Source organism: Streptomyces colwelliae (assembly GCF_048158785.1).
Lineage (GTDB): Bacteria > Actinomycetota > Actinomycetes > Streptomycetales > Streptomycetaceae > Streptomyces.
The window spans coordinates 1-19,275 of the sequence record NZ_JBLTJC010000111.1 but is presented as its reverse complement, the minus strand read 5'-3'; the positions used below and the strand labels follow the sequence as shown (position 1 = coordinate 19,275).

Sequence of the window (19,275 nt, the reverse complement as noted above, 5' to 3'; positions counted from 1 at the left end):
TTGCAACAAGCTGGGGGGTGTCCGGCCAGTAGCACCGAGTCCCGTGCCGTATCACTTTCCGCGTGAGCTGCCGGAAATCACTCAGAGATCGTCGTGTTACGTACCGCACTTAACGTCCCCTCATGGCGGACATATTTGACGCATACGCATTGGCCGATGCGTGGGACGAGATGTTTGTGCGGCCGGGTGAGGTCAGAACCGCCTACGAGCCGGTACTGGCGGCACTCCAGCCCATCGAGCCGAGTGAACTGCGCTTCCGCGCGGACCAGATGGCCCGCGCGTTCACCGACCGCGGCGTGACCTACGCCTTCGCGGGCGAGGAACGGCCCTGGCCACTGGACCTGGTGCCGAGAATCATCGACGCGCTGGAGTGGGATCTCATCCAGCGCGGGGTGGCGCAGAGAGTGCGGGCCCTGGAGGCCTATCTCTCCGACGCCTACTCGCACTGCCGCGCCTTCGAGGACGGTGTGGTGCCGTGGCGGCTGCTCCTCAACTCGGCTCATTTCCATCGGGCCGCGCAGGGGGTCGAGCCACCGGGCGGGGTACGCATCCACGTCGCCGGCATCGACCTCGTGCGGGACGAGGCCGGGGACCTGCGGGTGCTGGAGGACAACGTGCGGGTCCCCAGCGGGGTTTCGTACGTCATCGAGAACCGCAGAGCCATGACGCGGATCTTCCCGTCCCTCTTCGCCGAGCAGCACGTGGTCCCCGTCGACGGGTACGCGGGACGGCTGCTGGCCGCGCTGCGCGCCGCCGCGCCCGCCGGGACACAGGACCCCCGGGTCGTGGTCCTCACCCCGGGGCCGGGGAACGCCGCCTACTTCGAACACGCCCTGCTCGCCCGGCTGATGGGCGTGCAGCTGGTGGTGGGGCACGACCTCACCTGCCGCAACAACCGGGTGTGGATGCGCACCACGCGCGGCGAGGTGCCCGTCCATGTCGTATACCGGCGGCTCGACGACGACTTCCTCGACCCGCTGCACTTCCGCCCCGACTCGGTGATCGGCTGCCCCGGCATCATGAACGCCGCCCAGGCCGGGAACGTCACACTCGCGAACGCGGTCGGCAACGGAATCGCCGACGACAAGCTCCTCTACACCTACGTCCCCGACCTCATCCGCTACTACCTCTCCGAGGAACCGATTCTTCCCAACGTGGAGTCCTACCGGCCCGACGAGCCGGGCCAGTTGGAGGCGGTCCTCGACCAGATCGACCAGCTCGTCGTGAAGCCGGTGGACGGAGCGGGCGGCCAGGGCATCGTCATCGGCCCCAAGGCCGACGCGAAGACCCTCGAACGCACTCGCAAAGCCGTCGCCGCCGACCCGCGCGGCTGGATCGCCCAGCGCCCCGTCGCCCTGTCCACCTCCCCCACCCTCGCGGGCGAACGCATGGCACCGCGCCACATCGACCTGCGCCCGTTCGCCGTGAACGACGGCACCGACGTCTGGGTGCTGCCCGGCGGCCTCACCCGCGTCGCCCTCCAGGAGGGCAACCTGATCGTCAACTCCAGCCAGGGCGGCGGCTCCAAGGACACCTGGGTGCTCGCGGAGGGCCCCGCCGAACAGCCCGAGCCCGTCACCCCGGAAGGCCGACTGCCCGAGGTGGCACCCCGCCAGCTCGGCCCCGACGGCAACCCCACGGTCGTACAGGAAGGGGCGCAGCAGCAGTGAACGACGTGATCCTCTCCCGGATAGCCGAGGCCCTGACGTGGACGGGCCGTTACGTCGAGCGCGCCGACGCCACCGGGCGCATCCTCGACGCCTATCTGCACCGCCTGCTGGAGGACCCCTGGCGCGACGAGGACGCGGCCTGCCGGTCGCTGTACGCGATCCTCGGGGTCGACGCGGGCGGCCAACGCGTCGACATGCAGCAGGTGTTGGACCAGCTCGCCTTCGACGCGCGCTCGACGTGCTCCATCGAGGGCGCGCTCGGCGCCGCCCGGCTGAACGCCCGCAGCGCCCGGGAAGCCGTCTCCTCGGAGATGTGGGAGTGCCTCAACTCCACCTGGCACGCCCTCGCCGACCAACGCCTCGCGGCCCGCCGTACGGGCCCCTACGCCTATCTCGAACTCGTGCGCAGACGTGCCGCGTTGTTCTTCGGCCTCGCGGACTCCACGATGAGCCGCGACGACAGCTGGCGTTTCGTCGTCCTGGGCCGCAGCCTCGAACGGGTGGACATGACCGTACGGCTGCTGTCGGTACGGGTGTTGGACGCGGCGCACGCGCCCGACTGGCCGACGCTGCTCAGCGCGAGCGGCGCCGACGAGGCGTACGCGCGCGTGTACGGCGGTTTCGGCGACACCCCGCGTGTGGCCGAATTCCTGCTGCTGGACCGGGACTTCCCGCGCTCGGCGCTGCACGCGCTGACGACGGCCGAGGAGTGCCTCACGGCGCTCGGCCGTCAGCGCCAGGACCCGGCCCGGCGTCCCATCGGCCGACTGCGCACCCGCCTCGAATACCTGGACTCGCACGCCTTGGAAGAGCAACTGCCCGCCCTCCTCAAGGACTTGCAGCACGCCTGCATGGACTCGGCGGAAGCGGTCGCGGAGTTGTTCTTCCCGTACCAGGGGCCCGTCGAGTGGGCCCAGGAAGGAGCCTGAGATGACCCGTAGGCTTCGCATCCGCCACACCACCCGCGTCTCGTACGCCCAGGCGGCCGTCTCCTCCCACAACGAGGTGCGGATGACACCGCTGACACTCCCCGGCCAGACCACGCTGGACGCGCGCGTCACCGTCAACCCGACGACGCCGACCTGGTCGTACTGGGACTACTGGGGCACCCAGGTCACCGGCTTCGACCTGATGGACCCGCACGCGGACCTCACGATCACCGCGTCGAGCCTGGTCGAGACGTCCCCGCCGGAGCTGCTCGGCCCCTCCCCCACCTGGCAGGAGGTGACCGAACGGACCACGAACTCACGCCTGTTGGAGTTCACCGGCCCGACAGTCCGTACGACGGTCCCGCCGAAGCTGCTGAAGAAGGCGCGCAAGGCGGCCGTGGGGCTCGATCCGCACGAGACGGCGGTCGCGGTCTCCGCGCTGGTCGCCGACCGGGTGTCCTACCTGCCCGGCGTCACCGGCGTGAACACCTCCGCCGCCGAGGCCTGGGAACAGGGCGCCGGCGTCTGCCAGGACATCGCCCACGTCACCATCGCCCTGCTGCGGGGCCTGGGCCTGCCCACGCGCTACGTCTCCGGCTACCTCCACCCCGAAAGCGAGGCGGAGCTGCACCGCCCGGTGGCCGGCCAGAGCCACGCCTGGGTCGAGTACTGGGCGGGCGACTGGTGCGGCTACGACCCCACCAACCGGACCCGGCCCGACGAGTCCCATGTGGTGGTGGGCCGGGGGCGCGACTACGACGACGTGACCCCGCACAAGGGGATCTACCGGGGCGTGGCCGGCGGGCCGCCGGAGGTGACGGTGGAGTTCACGCGGGTGGCGTGAACTCCCGGGTGGGGCGGGCGGGTTGCTTCATCCCGGCTACTTCGGTCCGACTGCTTCGGTCCGGCTACTTCAGGCCGATGGTCGAGCACGCCGACTTGTAGTCGGCCGTGCAGATGTCGGAGACCTTGTAGATCCCGTCCGCCACCACCGTCGACTTGATGTTGTCCTGCGTCAGCGCGACCACGGACACCAGCTGCGAGGGGATCTTCTTGTTCGTGGGGCTGTCGACCGTGTCACGGGTGAGGGCGTCGAACTCGATGTCCCTGCCCTGGACCTTGGCGACCGCGATCTTCGCGGCGGCCTCGGCGAGGTCGGGGTACGGCTTGTAGACGCTCATGTACTGCTCGCCGGTGACGATCCGCTGCACGGCGGTGAGTTCGGCGTCCTGGCCGGTGACGGGCGGGATCTTGGTGAGGCCCGACGCCTTCAGGGCCTTGATGATGCCGCCGGCCATGGCGTCGTTGGCGGAGTACACCGCGGCGATGTTGTTCTTGCCGAGCTTGCCGATCGCCTCGGTCATCTCCTTCTGGGCGATGTCCGGGTCCCAGGCCTTGGTGTTGTAGCTCTCGGCGATCGTCACCTTGCCCTGGAGCTCGGACAGCGCCCCGCCCTTGAACACCGCGGCGTTGGGGTCGGTCGGCGAGCCGTTGATCATGACGATCTTGTCGGAGGTGTCCACGTCGCTGCCCAGCGCCTCGACCAGGGAGCGGCCCTGCACCTCGCCGACCAGTTCGCCGTCGAAGGAGACGTACGCGTCGATCGGGCCCTCGGCCAGCCGGTCGTAGGCGATGACCGGGATGCCCGCGGTCTTGGCCTTCGTCACCATGGTCCGGATGGCGTGCGAGTCGACGGCGTCGAGCACGATGATGTCGACCTTCTCGTCGATCATCTTCTGCATCTGCTTGTCCTGCGTGGCCGCGACGCCACCGGCGTTCTCGTACTCGGCCTTGCCCTTGTTCGCGGTGAGTTCCTGGATCTTCGCCTTCATGATCGGGAAGTCGAACTCCGCGTACCGTGTGTTCGTCTTCTCGGGCATGAGCACGCCCACCGTGATGTCGTTGCCCTTCGCCGGAGTCGCGTCCGTGCTGCTCCCCGACGAGTTGAGCACGCCACAGGCGGCCAGGGGGAGGGCCAGCGAGGACGCGGCCACGGATATGGCGATACGACGCATTGGGAGCTCACTTCTGGTGCCGTGCGGACGTGGGTGCAGCATTGCAACCCAGGTGACTGAAAAGCCAACGCGGCCGCGACCACCGGCGTCAAGCGGAACTACTTAACGAGATGGCAACGCCACGTTCCGTTTGGTATGTGGAGACGTTGCGGAACCCCATCCAAACGCTCTTTACGGACCCTCCACTCAACGGGAGTTCATGAACGGGCAAAGATAAGCACAACCAACTCCCTTCTTCACAAGTCGTGATCATCAGCGGCCGTGTGCCGACACGATCGATCCGACAGGGGTACGTATGAACCCAGCCAGACACTCGACGGCCGTCGCCGTCGTGCTCTCCGTCGCGGGAAGCCTGCTCGCCGGTGCGACGGGTTCCGCCTCCGCGGCGACCAGTTGCGCCTCGCCCGTCTACAAACGGCAGTTCTTCGCGAACACCGCCCTCTCCGGTACGGCGAAGAAGACCGACTGCGACAACGCGATCGACCAGACCTGGACCGGCGCCCCCGCCTCGGGCCTCCCGAAGGACAACTTCGGCGTCCGCTGGAGCGTGACCCGGGACTTCGGCTCCGGCGGCCCCTTCGCCCTGGCCGCCTCCGGGCTCGACGGAATCCGCGTGTACGTCGACGGCGCCCGCAAGGTCGACCTGTGGAAGAACACCTCGAAGACCGTGAGCAAGACGGCCAACGTGACGATCCCCAAGGGCAAGCACACCCTGCGGATCGACTACGCCAACTGGACGGGCGCCGCCAAGGTCAAGTTCACGTACACGCCCCGGACCTCGGCGACCGTCGACAAGGTCGACCCGCTCACCCCGACGGGCGCCGCGGTCTCCGCGAGCTCCACGACCGGCAAGGCCAAGCTCACCTGGTCGAAGAACAAGGAGATGGACCTCGCCGGGTACCGGGTCTACCGGCGCCTGAAGGGCACCTCCTTCGGCACCAAGCCGCTCGCGACGACCACCTCCACCACCTACACGGACACCCCGCCCGCGACCGGCGACACCTACTACTACGAGGTCCGCGCCTACGACAGGGCGGGCAACGAATCGACGGGCACCGCGGACAAGCCCGTCACGACGGTCGACGCGGCCCCCGCCCGGGTGACCGGAGTCGTGGGCGGACACTCCGGCTTCACCGGGGTCACCACCCTCACCTGGCACCCGAGCCCCGAGACCGACGTCAAGGGCTACCAGGTGTACCGCGACGTCGACGGCACCTGGACGCTGGTGAGCGGCACCTCACCGCTCACCACCGCCTCGTACACCTCGGCGTACCTGGCGGCCGGTGACACCAGGGACTACTACGTCGTAGCCGTCGACAAGGCGGGACACACCTCGGCCCGGTCGGCCACCGTCACCCCCCTCGTCGTACAGGCACCGATCGGCCTGGCCGGCAGCGGCAGTTACAGCGGGGTGTCGCTGTCCTGGGCCTCGACCGGGGCCGCGGGGACGACCTACAACGTGTACCGGGTGTCCATCGAGTACTACGGATCGGTGTCCTGGCCCTGGGAGAAGATCGGCAGCACCACCGAGACCTCGTTCGCCGACCTCACCGGTACCGCGGGCCTCACCTACATCTACGCCGTGACCGCCTCCGACACCCACGGCAACGAGTCCGACAACGACGACTACACCTTCGCCACCAGGACGAAGCCGACCACGCCCGTCGAGGGGTGACGGTGGAGTAGCGGAGCAGGTCTCCGAACACGACCGCACATCCCGTACAACCAAGCCCGTCCTTCGTGTGTCCTGATCGTCAACAGCGTCCTTTACCTTCCATTGACGCTTGGACGATCAGGACTCGAAGGACCGAATGAACCCAGCGAGACGCACGACCGCCGCCGCAGCCGGCGCCCTCGTGCTCACCACCGCGGGCGGACTCCTCGCCGCCACCACCGCCCCGGCCTCCGCCGCCACGACCTGCGCCTCCCCGGTCTTCAAGCGGCAGTTCTTCGCGAACACCGCCTTCTCCGGTACGGCGAAGAAGACCGACTGCGACAACGCGATCGACCAGACCTGGACCGGCGCCCCCGCGTCGGGCCTCCCGAAGGACAATTTCGGCGTCCGCTGGACGGTGACCCGGGACTTCGGGTCCGGCGGGCCCTTCGCCCTCACCGGCTCCGGGCTAGACGGAATCCGCGTCTACCTCGACGGCGTCCGCAAGATCAGCCTCTGGAAGAACGTCTCGTCGACGGTCAAGAAGACCGTCAACGTCACCGTCCCCAAGGGCAGACACACGCTCCGCGTCGACTATGCCAACTGGACCGGCAAGGCGACCGTCAAGTTCGCCTACACACCCCGCACTTCGGCCACCGTGGACAAGGTGAAACCGCTGGCCCCGACGGCAGCTTCGGCGACGTACGACCCGGCCACCGGCAAAGCCCGGCTCACCTGGGCCAAGAACAAGGAGATGGACCTCGCCGGTTACCGGGTCTACCGGCGCCTGAAGGGCACCTCCTTCGGGAGCAAGCCGCTGGCGACGACCACCTCCACGTCGTACACCGACAGCACGCTCCCGAAGACGGGCGACACCTACTACTACGAGGTCCGCGCCTACGACAGGGCCGCCCGCGAGTCGGCCGGCAGCGCCGACCAGGGTGTCACCACCGTCGACACGACGGCGCCCGCCGCACCCACCGGCGTGGAGGACAACTGGGCCATCGGCAACGTCACCACGGCACGCCTGCACTGGGACTCGAACCCCGAGTCCGACCTGGCCGGCTACCGGGTGTACCGGTCGACGACCTACCCCGGCACCGTCACCGCCGCGAACCTGGTGAGCGGCCCGACGCCGATCGTCGACAGCGCCTACGCCGACGAACTGCCCACGACCGGCCAGGCCTTCTACTACGTCGTCACCGCCGTCGACACCCACGGCAACACGTCCCCGCCCTCGGGCACGGCCGAGTACTGGTCGGAGGACATCGACACCGTCGCCCCGGTCTACGCCCCGGACGACGTGACGGCCGTCGACGGGGAGCGCGGCGTCACCCTGAACTGGTCCTGGACCGCGGACGCGGACGACGACATCTCGTCCTTCCTCGTCTACCGGGACGGCGTCGGGATCGACAACGCCGGAGAGTCCTACGTGGACACCGGCATCGAGCGTTCCACGAAGCACACCTACTGGGTCCGGGCCGTGGACCGGCACGGCAACGTCGGCCCCGTCTCGAACTCCGTCACCATCGACCATGTCGGTGACTACACGGCACCCGGGCCGGTCACGGGTCTCACGGCGACCGCCGCCGGGGACGGCGTGCGTCTGGACTGGGACGACTCCACCGCCGAGGACTTCGCCGACTACCGGATCTACCGCGGGGTGTACGCCGAGAACACCTGGACGTACACCGACATCAGCGATGACATGCCGTACGGCACCATCTGGTCGCAGAACCGCGACCGGAACCTGCCCGACGGCGAGCACCTCCGCTACGCCGTCGTCGCCGTCGACAAGGACGGCAACGCCCTGGAGCCCCCCGCCGCCGAGGTACCCGTGGTGGAGGTGACCGAACTCGTCACGGAACCCACCGAGGCCACCCCCGAGGACGGCTCCCCGTTCAGCTACCTGGAGATCGACGACGAGACCACCTGCGGCACCGCCTGCCTGTCCTTCCTCCACTGGGGCTACGACGCGGACGACGACCCGCACGGCGCGGCCACCGGATTCCACGTCTACCGCTGGAACCCGGCCACCGCCGCCTACGGCCGGCTCGACGACACCCCCCTGGCCGCGGACGAGTCCTCGTACACGGACTACGCGGCGCCGTTCGGCACCACGGTCTACTACAGGGTGACGGCCGTGTACGCGGACGGGACCGAGTCCGTGCCCATCGGCGGCCACCGGATGGCCTGAGCGGACGGACACACGAAAGGGGCCCGGAGGTCGAACCTCCGGGCCCCTTCCGTGAGTGAGTGGACGTCAGTCCGAGGACTGCTGCCGCTTCGGCCGCCACACCACCAGCGCGCTGGTCTGCTGGACCTCCTGGTACGGCACCAGGTCGCGCCGGTACGACGCGTGCACCGCGGCCTCGCGCTGCTGCATCGTCGCCGCCGCGCCCTCGACCGCCGACTGGAGTTCCGCGACGCGCTGCTGGAGCGCGACGACCTGGTTCTCCAGCTCGATGATGCGCTTGATGCCGGCCAGGTTGATGCCCTCGGTCTGCGACAACTGCTGGACGGTGCGCAGCAGTTCGATGTCGCGGGCCGAGTAGCGCCGGCCGCGCCCGGCCGTGCGGTCCGGGGAGACCAGGCCGAGGCGGTCGTACTGGCGCAGCGTCTGCGGGTGCAGGCCGGAGAGCTGGGCCGCCACCGAGATGACGTAGACCGGGGTCTCCTCGGTCAGCTCGTACGGGTTGCGTCGACGGCCGTCCATCACTCTCATGCTCCCTTCGCGGCCTGGAACAGCTCCGCCCGCGGGTCCTCGCCCGCGGTCGCCTCTCGATACGCCTCCAGTGCGTCACGAGCATTCCCCGTGACGTCCTTCGGGACACTCACCTCGACGGTCACGAGGAGATCACCCCGGGTGCCGTCCTTGCGGAAGGCGCCCTTGCCGCGGGCCCGCATCGTCCGCCCGTTGGGCGTGCCCGGGGGCAGCTTCAGCGTCACCGGGGGCCCGCCCAGGGTGGGCACCCTGACCTCGCCGCCGAGTGCCGCCTCGGTGAAGGTCACCGGGACCGTCACCGTGAGGTTGTCCTCCTTGCGGCCGAACACGGGGTGCGCGTCGACATGCACCATGACGTACAAGTCCCCTGCGGGACCGCCCCGTTCACCCGGTGCGCCCTTGCCGCGCAGCCGGATGCGCTGGCCGTCCGTGACCCCAGCGGGGATCCGGACCTGCATGGTCCGCGACGACTTGGCACGCCCGCTGCCCTTGCACTCGATGCACGGGTGCTCGGCGATCAGGCCCCGGCCCTTGCAGTCCGGGCACGGGTCCGTGAGCGAGAAACCGCCGCCGGAGCCGCGCGCGACCTGGCCGGTGCCGACGCAGGTCGGGCACACGCGCGGTGTGCCGTTCTTGTCGCCGGTGCCCGAACAGGCCTTGCAGGGCTGCTGCGAGGACATCCGCAGCGGCACCGTGGCCCCTTCGATGGCCTCCGTGAAGCTGAGCGTGACCTCGGACTCGATGTCCTGGCCGCGCCTGGGCTGCGTACGGGTCGTGCCCGTGCCGCCGCGGTTGAACAGGCCGCCGAAGACGTCACCGATCCCGCCGCCGAAGCCGCCGGCACCCCCGGCGCCACCGCCGCCCTGGGCGCCGCCTCCGAAGAGGTCGCCCAGGTCGAAGTTGAAGTTGCCGCCGGCCGCGCCGCCCGGCCCCGGGCGGTAGCCGCCGTTGCCGAAGAGGGAGCGGGCCTCGTCGTACTCCTTGCGCTTCTTGGGGTCACCGAGGATGTCGTTGGCCTCGGAGATCTCCTTGAAGCGCTCCTCGGCCTTGGCGTTGCCCTTGTTGGCGTCCGGGTGGAACTCGCGGGCGAGCTTCCGGTACGCCTTCTTGATCTCGGCCTCGGTGGCGTCCTTGGGGACGCCGAGGACCTTGTAGTAGTCCTTCTCGATGAAGTCCTTGGTGCTCATCCTCGACGTCCCTCCTTCGGTCCGCTCGATGCGCCGGCTGCGTCAGCCCTCTTCAGGGCCGTTGTCCTTCTCGTCGCCGGCCTCGGACTCGTCCTCCGCCTTGCCGGTCCCCGTGGCCCCGGGCTGCGGCTCGGCGACGGCCACCCGCGCGGGGCGGATGGTGCGCTCGCCGATGCGATACCCGGGCTGCAGGATCGCCACGCAGGTCGTCTCGGTGACGTCCGGCGCGTACGAGTGCATGAGGGCCTCGTGGATCGTCGGATCGAAGGGCTCGCCCTCCTTGCCGAACTGCTGAAGTCCCATCTTCGCCGCGGCGGTCTCCAGGGATTCCGCCACCGACTTGAAACCGCCGACGAGTTCACCGTGTTCCCGCGCGCGGTTGATGTTGTCGAGCGTGGGCATCAGCTCGGTCAGGAGGTTCGCCACGGCGACCTCCTTGACCGCGATCCGGTCGCGCTCGACCCGGCGGCGGTAGTTCTGGAACTCGGCCTGGAGCCGCTGGAGGTCCGCGGTGCGCTCTTCGAGCGCCTTGCGCACCTGGTCCAGCTGAGCGGTCAGACCGGCGATCTGTGCACTTGCGTCCCCTGCCGGGGCCGCCCCCTCCCCACTGCTGGAGGGGGAGGCGGCCTGCGGCTCGGCGTCGTCGGGGGTGGCGCCGGAAGGGACATCAGGCTTCTCGTCGAAGCCCGGGGTCTCCTCCGTCACGCGGCACCGTCCTTGCGCTCGTCATCCACGATCTCGGCGTCCACCACGTCGTCGTCCGCCTTGGGCGCCTCGGCACCCGGGGCGTCGGCGCCCGCGGCCTGGGTGGCCTGGGCGTCGGCGTACATGGCCTGGCCGACCTTCTGCGAGACGGCGGAGACCTTCTCGGTGGCCGTACGGATCTCGGCGGTGTCCTCGCCCTTCAGCGCGGCCTTCAGCTCCTCGACGGCGGCCTCGACCTCGGTCTTGACCTCGCCGGGGACCTTGTCCTCGTTGTCCTTGAGGAACTTCTCCGTCTGGTAGACGAGCTGCTCGCCCTGGTTGCGGGACTCGGCGGCCTCGCGGCGACGGTGGTCCTCGTCCGCGTACTGCTCGGCCTCCTGGCGCATGCGGTCGACCTCGTCCTTCGGCAGCGAGGAGCCGCCGGTGACGGTCATCTTCTGCTCCTTGCCGGTGCCGAGGTCCTTGGCCGTGACATGCATGATGCCGTTGGCGTCGATGTCGAAGGAGACCTCGATCTGCGGGACACCACGCGGGGCCGGCGGCAGACCGGTCAGCTCGAACATCCCGAGCTTCTTGTTGTACGCCGCGATCTCGCGCTCGCCCTGGTAGACCTGGATCTGCACGGAGGGCTGGTTGTCCTCGGCGGTGGTGAAGATCTCGGACCGCTTGGTCGGGATCGTGGTGTTGCGCTCGATGAGCTTGGTCATGATCCCTCCCTTGGTCTCGATACCGAGGGACAGCGGGGTCACGTCGAGGAGCAGGACGTCCTTGACCTCACCCTTGAGGACACCGGCCTGGAGGGACGCGCCGATGGCGACGACCTCGTCCGGGTTGACGCCCTTGTTGGCGTCCTGGCCGGCGGTCAGCTCCTTGACGATCTCGGCGACGGCCGGCATACGGGTGGAGCCACCGACGAGGACGACGTGGTCGATCTCGTTGATGGAGATGCCGGCGTCCTTGATGACGTTGTGGAACGGCGTCTTGCAGCGCTCCAGCAGGTCGGCCGTCAGCTGCTGGAACTGAGCCCGGGTGAGCTTCTCGTCCAGGTGCAGCGGGCCCTCGGCGGACGCCGTGATGTAGGGCAGGTTGATCGAGGTCTCGGTGGAGCTGGACAGCTCGATCTTGGCCTTCTCGGCAGCCTCACGCAGACGCTGGAGGGCCATCTTGTCCTTGCCCAGGTCCACGCCGTGGCCGGACGCGAACTGCTTCACCAGGTAGTCGACGACCCGCTGGTCCCAGTCGTCACCACCGAGGTGGTTGTCGCCGTTCGTGGCCTTCACCTCGACGACGCCGTCGCCGATCTCCAGGAGGGACACGTCGAAGGTGCCGCCACCGAGGTCGAAGACGAGGATCGTCTGGTCGTCCTTGTCGAGGCCGTACGCCAGCGCAGCCGCGGTGGGCTCGTTGACGATGCGCAGGACGTTGAGACCGGCGATCTCGCCGGCTTCCTTCGTCGCCTGGCGCTCGGAGTCGTTGAAGTAGGCCGGGACGGTGATGACCGCGTCCGTGACCTTCTCACCCAGGTAGGCCTCGGCGTCGCGCTTCAGCTTCTGCAGGATGAAGGCGCTCATCTGCTGCGGGTTGAAGTTCTTCCCGTCGAGCTCGATCTTCCAGTCCGTGCCCATGTGGCGCTTCACGGAACGGATGGTCCGGTCAACGTTCGTGACCGCCTGGCGCTTGGCCACCTCTCCGACGAGCACCTCGCCGTTCTTGGCGAAGGCGACGACGGACGGCGTGGTCCTGGCGCCCTCTGCGTTGGTGATGACGGTGGGCTCGCCGCCTTCAAGAACGCTGACGACGGAGTTAGTCGTGCCCAGGTCGATGCCGACCGCACGTGCCATGGTTGATTCCTCCAGCAATGACTTGAGTGGAACGGACTCAAGTGTGCACGACACTCACCGCTGGGTCAACAGAGCTGAGTCGACCAGGCTCAACTCTTATCCGTTCCTTACACGCAACTGAGCCCTGACCTGCGAGGACACGGCACGCCGCCCCCCGTAGACAGAGACTTTAAGCAGTCCGAACACGACGACCAGGGCCCCGCCCGCCACCCACATGACGGCGGATTCACCCACCCACCCGTTGTGCACGAGCACCCCGACGAGCACTCCGGAGAACCCCCCGATCGCGAGCAGCACCACCGCCCCCTGCGGAGTGAGCCCCAACCGCCGCAGCCGATGGGCGAGATGGTCCGGCCCGCCCCGCAGCAGCGCCCGCCCGGCCAGCCGCCGCGACAGCAGCACCAGCACGGCATCGGCACTGGCGACGGCGGTGAGCGCGAACAAGACGCCCGCACTGGACGCGAACCCGCGCCCGGCCTGCGTGACCACGGCGGCCGAGGCGATCACGAACCCCGTGAACAGCGACCCGCACGCACCGAGCGCGATCCGCGCGGGATGCCAGTTGTGCATCAGGAACCCGGTGAGCGCGGCGGCCAGCACACTCAGCAACACCGCGAGCCCGTCCATCACTTCCATCGCCGCACAGGCCCCCACCCCGAAGGCGGTGACCACCCCCACGGTCCCGGCGAGCCCGTCGGCGTGATCGAGCCCCTTGAAGGCACCGGCGACGAACACGATCCAGGCCGCGGCCAGCAGCCCGCCGGGCACCCCCATCTCGCCGTACGGCACGACACAGGCCGCCGCCACCGCCGTACCGAGGACCAGGAACCGGGTCTTCAGCCGCCAGACGTCGGCGACGAGCCCGAGCGCGGCCACCGCGGACCCGGCGGCGAGGAGCCCGCCGACACCGTCACCGAGGGGTGCGACGCCGGTCCAGTCGCACAGCCAGGTCACCGACGCGACGGCGATCACGACGGCCAGTCCCCCGAGCAGCGGTACCGGGCGCGCGCGCCGTCTGCGGTCGAGGATTCTCGCGCGCAGGGCGGGCACCCGGAGCAGCGCCGCGAGGAGGGCGGAGAGGAGGAGGGCGGTCGTGGCGGCGAGAATCCCGTAGAGCACGGATCTAAATTAGACGCAAATGTACCAATTCAGTACGAATAACACGATCGGACCGTAACAAGCTTGGGAACAAGCCTGGAGCAGGCCTTTTTAGGCAACCCTCAGCGACACAGATCACCGCACGGCTGGCTACAGTGCGACGCAAGATAGGGGTAGTCTCGGTCGAACCGATTAAGTTACCGCTTAGTAATATGCTGGGTGGTAATGCCAATGACCCCTCGCAGGCCCGAGGAGCCCTGAAATGCAACTCGCCGCGATCATCGTGTCGCTGGTACTGATCGTCGTCGGTGTGGCGCTGTTCGCCCGCGCCGTCCTTCAGATCTACACCTTCATGCGACTCGGCCAGAACGTGCCAGCGGGCACCCGCACCGACGAGCCCGTCCAGCGCACCGTCACCGTGGCCAAGGAGTTCCTCGGTCACACCCGGATGAACCGCTGGGGTGTCGTCGGCGTCGCGCACTGGTTCGTGGCGGTGGGCTTCTTCTCGCTGCTGCTGACGATCGTCAACGCCATCGGCCAGCTCTTCCAGGCCGACTGGCTGCTGCCGGTCATCGGTGAATGGGCGCCGTACAACGTCTTCGTCGAGTTCATCGGCACGATGACGGTCCTCGGCATCCTCGCCCTGATCGTGATCCGCCAGCTGAGCAAGCCGGACCGACCGGGCCGCAAGTCCCGCTTCGCCGGCTCCAACTTCGGCCAGGCGTACTTCGTCGAGGCCGTCATCCTCATCGTCGGCGTCTGCATCTTCATGCTGCACGCGCTCGAGGGCGCCCAGCACCACGTCGACGCCTACGAGGCGTCCTTCTTCATCTCGTACCCGGTGATCTCGGGCCTGGAGCACCTGGACGTCTCCACGCTCCAGAACCTCACGTACCTCTTCGCCGGCGTGAAGATCGCGACCTCCTTCATCTGGATGATCACGGTCGCCCTGAAGACCGACATGGGCGTCGCCTGGCACCGTTTCCTGGCGTTCCCGAACATCTGGTTCAAGCGCAACGCGACCGGTGAGACCTCCCTCGGTGCCCTGCTCCCGATGACGTCGGGCGGCCAGCCGATCGACTTCACCGACCCGGGCGACGACGACGTCTTCGGCGTATCGCAGGTCGAGCAGTTCTCCTGGAAGGGCCTGCTGGACTTCTCCACGTGCACCGAGTGCGGCCGCTGCCAGTCGCAGTGCCCCGCCTGGAACACCGGCAAGCCCCTCTCCCCCAAGCTCCTGATCATGTCCCTCCGCGACCACGCGCACGCCAAGGCCCCGTACCTGCTGGCGGGCGGCGGCAAGTCGATGGAGGGCGAGGAGAAGGCGACCGAGGAGCAGCTGAAGGACGTCCCCGCAGCGGCCCTCGCGGAGGCGGAACGCCCGCTGATCGGCACCTTCGAAGAGAACGGCGTCATCGACCCGGACGTCCTGTGGTCCTGCACCACCTGCGGCGCCTGCGTGGAGCAGTGCCCGGTCGACATCGAGCACGTCGACCACATCGTCGACATGCGCCGCTACCAGGTGATGATCGAGAGCGCGTTCCCGTCCGAGGCGGGCACGATGCTGAAGAACCTGGAGAAGAAGGGCAACCCCTGGGGCCTGGCGAAGAAGCAGCGCCTGGAGTGGCTCAAGGAGGTCGACTTCGAGGTCCCGGTCGTCGGCCAGGACATCGAGGACCTCACCGAGGTCGAGTACCTGTACTGGGTCGGCTGCGCAGGCGCCCTGGAGGACCGCGCGAAGAAGACCACGAAGGCCTTCGCGGAACTCCTCCACATCGCGGGCGTGAAGTTCGCGATCATGGGCGGCGACGAGAAGTGCACGGGTGACTCGGCGCGGAGGCTCGGCAACGAGCCCCTGTTCCAGGAACTCGGCATGGAGAACGTCATGGCCCTGAACATGGCGTTCGGCGAGGAGCTGGACGACGACGGCAAGGTCGTGGCGGAATCCGCGAAACCGAAGTCGGCGAAGAAGATCGTCGCGACGTGCCCGCACTGCCTGAACACGATCGGCAACGAGTACCCGCAGCTCGGCGGCGACTACGAGGTCATCCACCACACCCAGCTGCTCCAACACCTCGTCGACGACGGCAAGTTGATCCCCGTCACCCCGGTCGAGGGCATCATCACCTACCACGACCCCTGCTACCTGGGCCGCCACAACAAGATCTACACACCCCCGCGCGAGATCATCGCCAGCGTGCCCGGCCTGCGCAACGAGGAGATGCACCGCCACAAGGAACGCGGCTTCTGCTGCGGCGCCGGCGGCGCCCGCATGTGGATGGAGGAGAGGATCGGCAAGCGCATCAACAACGAGCGCGTCGACGAGGCCCTCTCCCTCAACCCGGACATCGTGTCGACGGCCTGCCCGTTCTGCCTGGTCATGCTCACCGACTCGGTCAACGGCAAGAAGAACGACGGCAAGGCCAAGGAGTCGATCCAGGTGGTCGACGTGGCCCAGCTCCTCCTCGACTCGGTCAAGAAGCCGTCCGAGGACGAGCCCCCGGCGGGCACCTCGGAACCGGAGAACGCCCCGGAGCCCCAGCCGGTGAAGTAGCAACCAGCCAGTCTTCTACGACCATGCCCCGCCCCCTCGCTGAAGGGGTGCGGGGCATCGTCGTACCGTCACCCACCCACCTCCGAGGTGTAGCGGACTACACCATGCATTCGGGAGGACGGTCCCTCGTGACGGCGAGTCCGCGACGGAATCGTAGAGGCCAGAGATAACAACCCCTCTCCTCCGATCCCCGCCGAAGGAAATCCCGTGAAGTCGCTGCTCGCCACCGTGAAGTCGTTCGTCGCCAACCTGCTGCTGTGGTCGTTCTTCGTCGGCGGCCTCGCCGCGAGCACGGCCTCCGGGGCGGTGCTGGACGGTACGGCGAAGAACGCCGCCACCTACACCGGAATCGCCGTCTCCCTCCTGGCCGGCTCGCGCATCGCGAAGAAGCCCAAGATCAAGGCGTTCCTGTCGAAGCGGTCGACGCTGTGGTTCCTGTTCCTCTTCAACGGCGGTGTGGCCGCGTTCTGCTACCTCTCCATGGACGGCGTCAAGGGCATCGCGACCGCGGCCGGGATGGGCCTGGTCTCCCTGGGCGCGGCGGGCGGCCTGATAACGAACCGCCGCGAGCAGACCGCCAAGGCGCGGCTGGAAGAGCCCTGGGCCTGACCCCGCCCCGATGCCCCCGCAGTCGCAGTCGCAGTCGCAGTCCCCCAGGCAGAACTCACCCCGAAGGACTTCCATGACCAAGAACCGCCACCGCATCCGCCGTACGGCCGCCCTCGCCACCACAGCCGCAGCCATAGCCCTCACTGCCGGACTGCTGACGGCCTGCGACCCGACCGACCCTTCTGACACCTCCGACGCCTCCAGCTCCCTGAACTGTCTGAAGAACTGGAACACGATCTCCGACAGCCTCAGGGCGATCCACGACAACGAATCCATCGCCAAGATCGACACCGACTCGGACAACACCAAGGTCGACAAGGCGGTCGACAACCTCAACAAGGCGATCTCCGACTACAACAAGGCCATCCTGAACGGCGACACGAACCCCGACTCCAGCAAGATCGACGCGGCGGCGAGTCAACTCAAGGACGTCTGCACGTCGTAAGCAGCAAGTCCCCCCGGCCGGCAACACAGTTCAGGCAAGGGGCCCCTACCTGGCCACCCATCTGCCGGGCCGCCCACCTCCGAAGTCACGTACAACCTTTACGCACCATCACAGGTCTCCTGATCGCCAACCACCCGTGAAGCCAAGGACAACTCCTGGCAAACACGGACGGTCCGCACCCCATCGACGCGGATGCCCGCCACGCATCCCCCGCATGCCGCAGGAGAACCCCGCATGCACCAGAAGCACCACCCGCACCTACGCCTCGCCCTCGCGACGGCCGCCGCGGCCGCGCTCACCGGCGGTCTGCTCACGCTCTCGGCGACGACGGCCACCGCCGCCGACTCGTTCAAGGTCGCGAAGGCCGACTTCAACGGCGACGGATTCGGCGACGTCGTGGCCTCGGCCCCCGGCGCCTACGTCAGCGGCCACGCCAACGCCGGCCAGATAGTCGCGCTGTACGGCAGCGCCTCCGGCGTGACCTCGGCCAAGCGCTCGGTCATCAGCCAGAACTCCGGCACCGTGCCCGGCACCGCCGAGGCCGGCGACTGGTTCGGCGGCGCGACGGCGTACGCCGACTTCAACGGCGACGGCTACGACGACCTCGCCGTGGCCTCGCCGAGCGAGAAGGTCGGCACCGACACCGACGGCGGCGCCCTCGCGATCCTGTGGGGCTCGGCGAGCGGCCTCACCGGCAAGAGCAGCGACGTACCGGACCCGGCCGTCTCCTCGCACGACTACTGGGGCCTGTCCCTGGCGGCCGGCGACTTCGACGGCGACGGCAAGGCGGACCTGGCGGTGGGCAGTTCGGCCGCCACCCTCTATGTCTACAAGGGCGGTTTCAGCAGCTCCACCGGCCAGCCCGGCGGCCGTTACACCGTCAAGCCCCCGATCCAGCCCGGCAGTTCGGGCTTCCCGTACGGCCCGGAGCAGCTCACCGCCGGTGACGTGAACGGCGACGGCCGTACCGACCTGGTGGTCGACGGCTACGAGACGCAGACCGACAACGGCTGGAACACCAACTACTTCCTGCCCGGCACCGCGACCGGCCTGAGCGTCACGGGCGTCAAGACCCTCAAGCCCGGCATCGTCACCGGCATCGGCGACATCAACGGCGACGGCTACGGCGACATCGTCACGGGCGCCGACTGGGACGCGACCACCAGCAGCGGCCAGACCATCCCCGACGCCGCGAACGGCGGCAAGGCCAGCATCACCTACGGTTCCGCGTCCGGCCCGGCCTCGACCACCGGCATCACCCAGAACACCGGGAACGTACCCGGCAGTTCGGAGAAGGGCGACGGCTTCGGCTGGGACCTGGACCTGGGTGACGTCAACGGCGACGGCTACCAGGACCTCGTGGTCTCCACCCCGGCGGAGGACCTCGGCAGCGTCTCCAACGCCGGCATGGTCACCGTCATGTACGGCTCCGCGAGCGGCATCAACACCGCCACCGGCCTCCAGTCCTTCGCGCAGAGCACGGCGGGTGTCCCCGGCACCGACGAGAAGAACGACCTGTTCGGCGAGGACGTCAAGCTCGACGACGTCAACGGCGACGGCAAGGCGGACCTGATCATCGGCCAGGCCGAGGACGGCGGCGACGGAGCGGTGACCTACCTGCCCTCCACCGGCACGAAGATCGGTACGACCGGCTCCCGCGCCCTCTCCGTGACCTCGGTGGGCGTCTCCACCGCGGGCACGGCCCAGTTCGGCTCCCTTTTCGCCGACTAGCACCCGTCTTCCGCCGACTAGCACCCGTCCTGGCCTGTACTTCTTCTCCGCTACTTCTTCTCCGCCGGGCCCGTGCCGACCGACCACCACGGTCGGCACGGGCCCTGTCGCT

15 protein-coding genes are annotated in these 19,275 nt (G+C 68.6%); 9 read left to right on the top strand and 6 right to left on the bottom strand.

The genetic code is table 11. The annotated features are described in order from the left end of the window. The first annotated feature begins 122 nt into the window (after nucleotides 1-122). From ACNFOC_RS23380 to ACNFOC_RS23370, 3 genes are read left to right on the top strand one after another with little or no spacing between them, the layout of a single operon-like run. The gene (locus ACNFOC_RS23380) at nucleotides 123-1,670 is read left to right on the top strand and encodes a circularly permuted type 2 ATP-grasp protein (protein ID WP_416961054.1); all 1,548 of its coding nucleotides are present in this window, start codon (nucleotides 123-125) and stop codon (nucleotides 1,668-1,670) included. Further along, entirely contained in the window at nucleotides 1,667-2,599 is a 933-nt protein-coding gene (locus tag ACNFOC_RS23375; RefSeq protein ID WP_033284781.1) for an alpha-E domain-containing protein, read from the top strand. The genes ACNFOC_RS23380 and ACNFOC_RS23375 overlap by 4 nt, the downstream gene beginning before the upstream one ends. Before the next feature lies 1 nt (nucleotide 2,600). Then, entirely contained in the window at nucleotides 2,601-3,443 is an 843-nt protein-coding gene (locus tag ACNFOC_RS23370; RefSeq protein WP_416961053.1) for a transglutaminase family protein, read from the top strand. Between the two features lie 64 nt (nucleotides 3,444-3,507). Here ACNFOC_RS23370 and ACNFOC_RS23365 read toward each other — a convergent pair whose 3' ends face one another. Beyond that, a complete protein-coding gene (locus tag ACNFOC_RS23365) occupies nucleotides 3,508-4,614 on the bottom strand; it encodes a substrate-binding domain-containing protein (protein ID WP_416961052.1) in 1,107 nt (368 codons plus the stop codon). A 295-nt stretch (nucleotides 4,615-4,909) separates the two neighbouring features. On the opposite strand from ACNFOC_RS23365, the gene ACNFOC_RS23360 reads away from it, so the two are divergent. Further along, the gene (locus ACNFOC_RS23360) at nucleotides 4,910-6,289 is read left to right on the top strand and encodes a fibronectin type III domain-containing protein (RefSeq protein WP_416961051.1); all 1,380 of its coding nucleotides are present in this window, start codon (nucleotides 4,910-4,912) and stop codon (nucleotides 6,287-6,289) included. A 136-nt stretch (nucleotides 6,290-6,425) separates the two neighbouring features. Beyond that, nucleotides 6,426-8,465 (top strand): fibronectin type III domain-containing protein, encoded by a 2,040-nt coding sequence (locus ACNFOC_RS23355; protein ID WP_416961050.1) that lies wholly within the window; start codon nucleotides 6,426-6,428, stop codon nucleotides 8,463-8,465. Between the two features lie 66 nt (nucleotides 8,466-8,531). Here the strand turns inward: ACNFOC_RS23355 and ACNFOC_RS23350 are convergent, their stop codons facing one another. From ACNFOC_RS23350 to ACNFOC_RS23330, 5 genes are all read right to left on the bottom strand, one after another. After that, nucleotides 8,532-8,984, bottom strand: coding sequence for a heat shock protein transcriptional repressor HspR (locus ACNFOC_RS23350; protein ID WP_033284884.1), 453 nt, complete (start codon nucleotides 8,982-8,984; stop codon nucleotides 8,532-8,534). A gap of 5 nt (nucleotides 8,985-8,989) precedes the next feature. Next, nucleotides 8,990-10,180 (bottom strand): molecular chaperone DnaJ, encoded by a 1,191-nt coding sequence (gene dnaJ / locus ACNFOC_RS23345; protein WP_416961049.1) that lies wholly within the window; start codon nucleotides 10,178-10,180, stop codon nucleotides 8,990-8,992. A 42-nt stretch (nucleotides 10,181-10,222) separates the two neighbouring features. Beyond that, nucleotides 10,223-10,885, bottom strand: coding sequence for a nucleotide exchange factor GrpE (gene grpE, locus ACNFOC_RS23340; RefSeq protein WP_019062992.1), 663 nt, complete (start codon nucleotides 10,883-10,885; stop codon nucleotides 10,223-10,225). Then, nucleotides 10,882-12,726 carry a molecular chaperone DnaK gene (dnaK, locus tag ACNFOC_RS23335; RefSeq protein WP_416961048.1) on the bottom strand — a complete coding sequence of 615 codons (1,845 nt, stop codon included), beginning with the start codon at nucleotides 12,724-12,726 and terminating at the stop codon, nucleotides 10,882-10,884. Before dnaK ends, grpE begins: the two co-directional genes overlap by 4 nt. Nucleotides 12,727-12,822: 96 nt before the next feature. After that, complete coding sequence (locus ACNFOC_RS23330; RefSeq protein ID WP_416961047.1) at nucleotides 12,823-13,845, bottom strand: MraY family glycosyltransferase; 1,023 nt, start codon at nucleotides 13,843-13,845, stop codon at nucleotides 12,823-12,825. 241 nt (nucleotides 13,846-14,086) lie between these two features. Here ACNFOC_RS23330 and ACNFOC_RS23325 point away from each other — a divergent pair, with 241 nt between their 5' ends. The 4 genes from ACNFOC_RS23325 (at nucleotide 14,087) to ACNFOC_RS23310 (ending at nucleotide 19,163) form a co-directional block, all read left to right on the top strand. Next, a complete protein-coding gene (locus ACNFOC_RS23325; protein ID WP_416961046.1) occupies nucleotides 14,087-16,378 on the top strand; it encodes a (Fe-S)-binding protein in 2,292 nt (763 codons plus the stop codon). 207 nt (nucleotides 16,379-16,585) lie between these two features. Beyond that, entirely contained in the window at nucleotides 16,586-16,987 is a 402-nt protein-coding gene (locus tag ACNFOC_RS23320; protein WP_416961045.1) for a hypothetical protein, read from the top strand. Between the two features lie 73 nt (nucleotides 16,988-17,060). Next, complete coding sequence (locus tag ACNFOC_RS23315) at nucleotides 17,061-17,432, top strand: hypothetical protein (RefSeq protein ID WP_416961044.1); 372 nt, start codon at nucleotides 17,061-17,063, stop codon at nucleotides 17,430-17,432. A gap of 234 nt (nucleotides 17,433-17,666) precedes the next feature. Further along, nucleotides 17,667-19,163, top strand: coding sequence for an FG-GAP and VCBS repeat-containing protein (locus ACNFOC_RS23310; protein ID WP_416961043.1), 1,497 nt, complete (start codon nucleotides 17,667-17,669; stop codon nucleotides 19,161-19,163). Nucleotides 19,164-19,275: the final 112 nt, after the last annotated feature.

What these genes read in the sequence shown, in the direction of transcription:
- ACNFOC_RS23360 (WP_416961051.1), top strand. Translation starts at nt 4,910, where the DNA reads ATGAACCCAGCCAGACACTCGACGGCCGTCGCCGTCGTGCTCTCCGTC.
- ACNFOC_RS23315 (WP_416961044.1), top strand. Translation starts at nt 17,061, where the DNA reads ATGACCAAGAACCGCCACCGCATCCGCCGTACGGCCGCCCTCGCCACC.
- ACNFOC_RS23380 (WP_416961054.1), top strand. Translation starts at nt 123, where the DNA reads ATGGCGGACATATTTGACGCATACGCATTGGCCGATGCGTGGGACGAG.
- ACNFOC_RS23310 (WP_416961043.1), top strand. Translation starts at nt 17,667, where the DNA reads ATGCACCAGAAGCACCACCCGCACCTACGCCTCGCCCTCGCGACGGCC.
- ACNFOC_RS23350 (WP_033284884.1), bottom strand. Translation starts at nt 8,984, where the DNA reads ATGGACGGCCGTCGACGCAACCCGTACGAGCTGACCGAGGAGACCCCG.
- dnaK (WP_416961048.1), bottom strand. Translation starts at nt 12,726, where the DNA reads ATGGCACGTGCGGTCGGCATCGACCTGGGCACGACTAACTCCGTCGTC.
- dnaJ (WP_416961049.1), bottom strand. Translation starts at nt 10,180, where the DNA reads ATGAGCACCAAGGACTTCATCGAGAAGGACTACTACAAGGTCCTCGGC.
- ACNFOC_RS23365 (WP_416961052.1), bottom strand. Translation starts at nt 4,614, where the DNA reads ATGCGTCGTATCGCCATATCCGTGGCCGCGTCCTCGCTGGCCCTCCCC.
- ACNFOC_RS23370 (WP_416961053.1), top strand. Translation starts at nt 2,601, where the DNA reads ATGACCCGTAGGCTTCGCATCCGCCACACCACCCGCGTCTCGTACGCC.
- ACNFOC_RS23355 (WP_416961050.1), top strand. Translation starts at nt 6,426, where the DNA reads ATGAACCCAGCGAGACGCACGACCGCCGCCGCAGCCGGCGCCCTCGTG.
- ACNFOC_RS23325 (WP_416961046.1), top strand. Translation starts at nt 14,087, where the DNA reads ATGCAACTCGCCGCGATCATCGTGTCGCTGGTACTGATCGTCGTCGGT.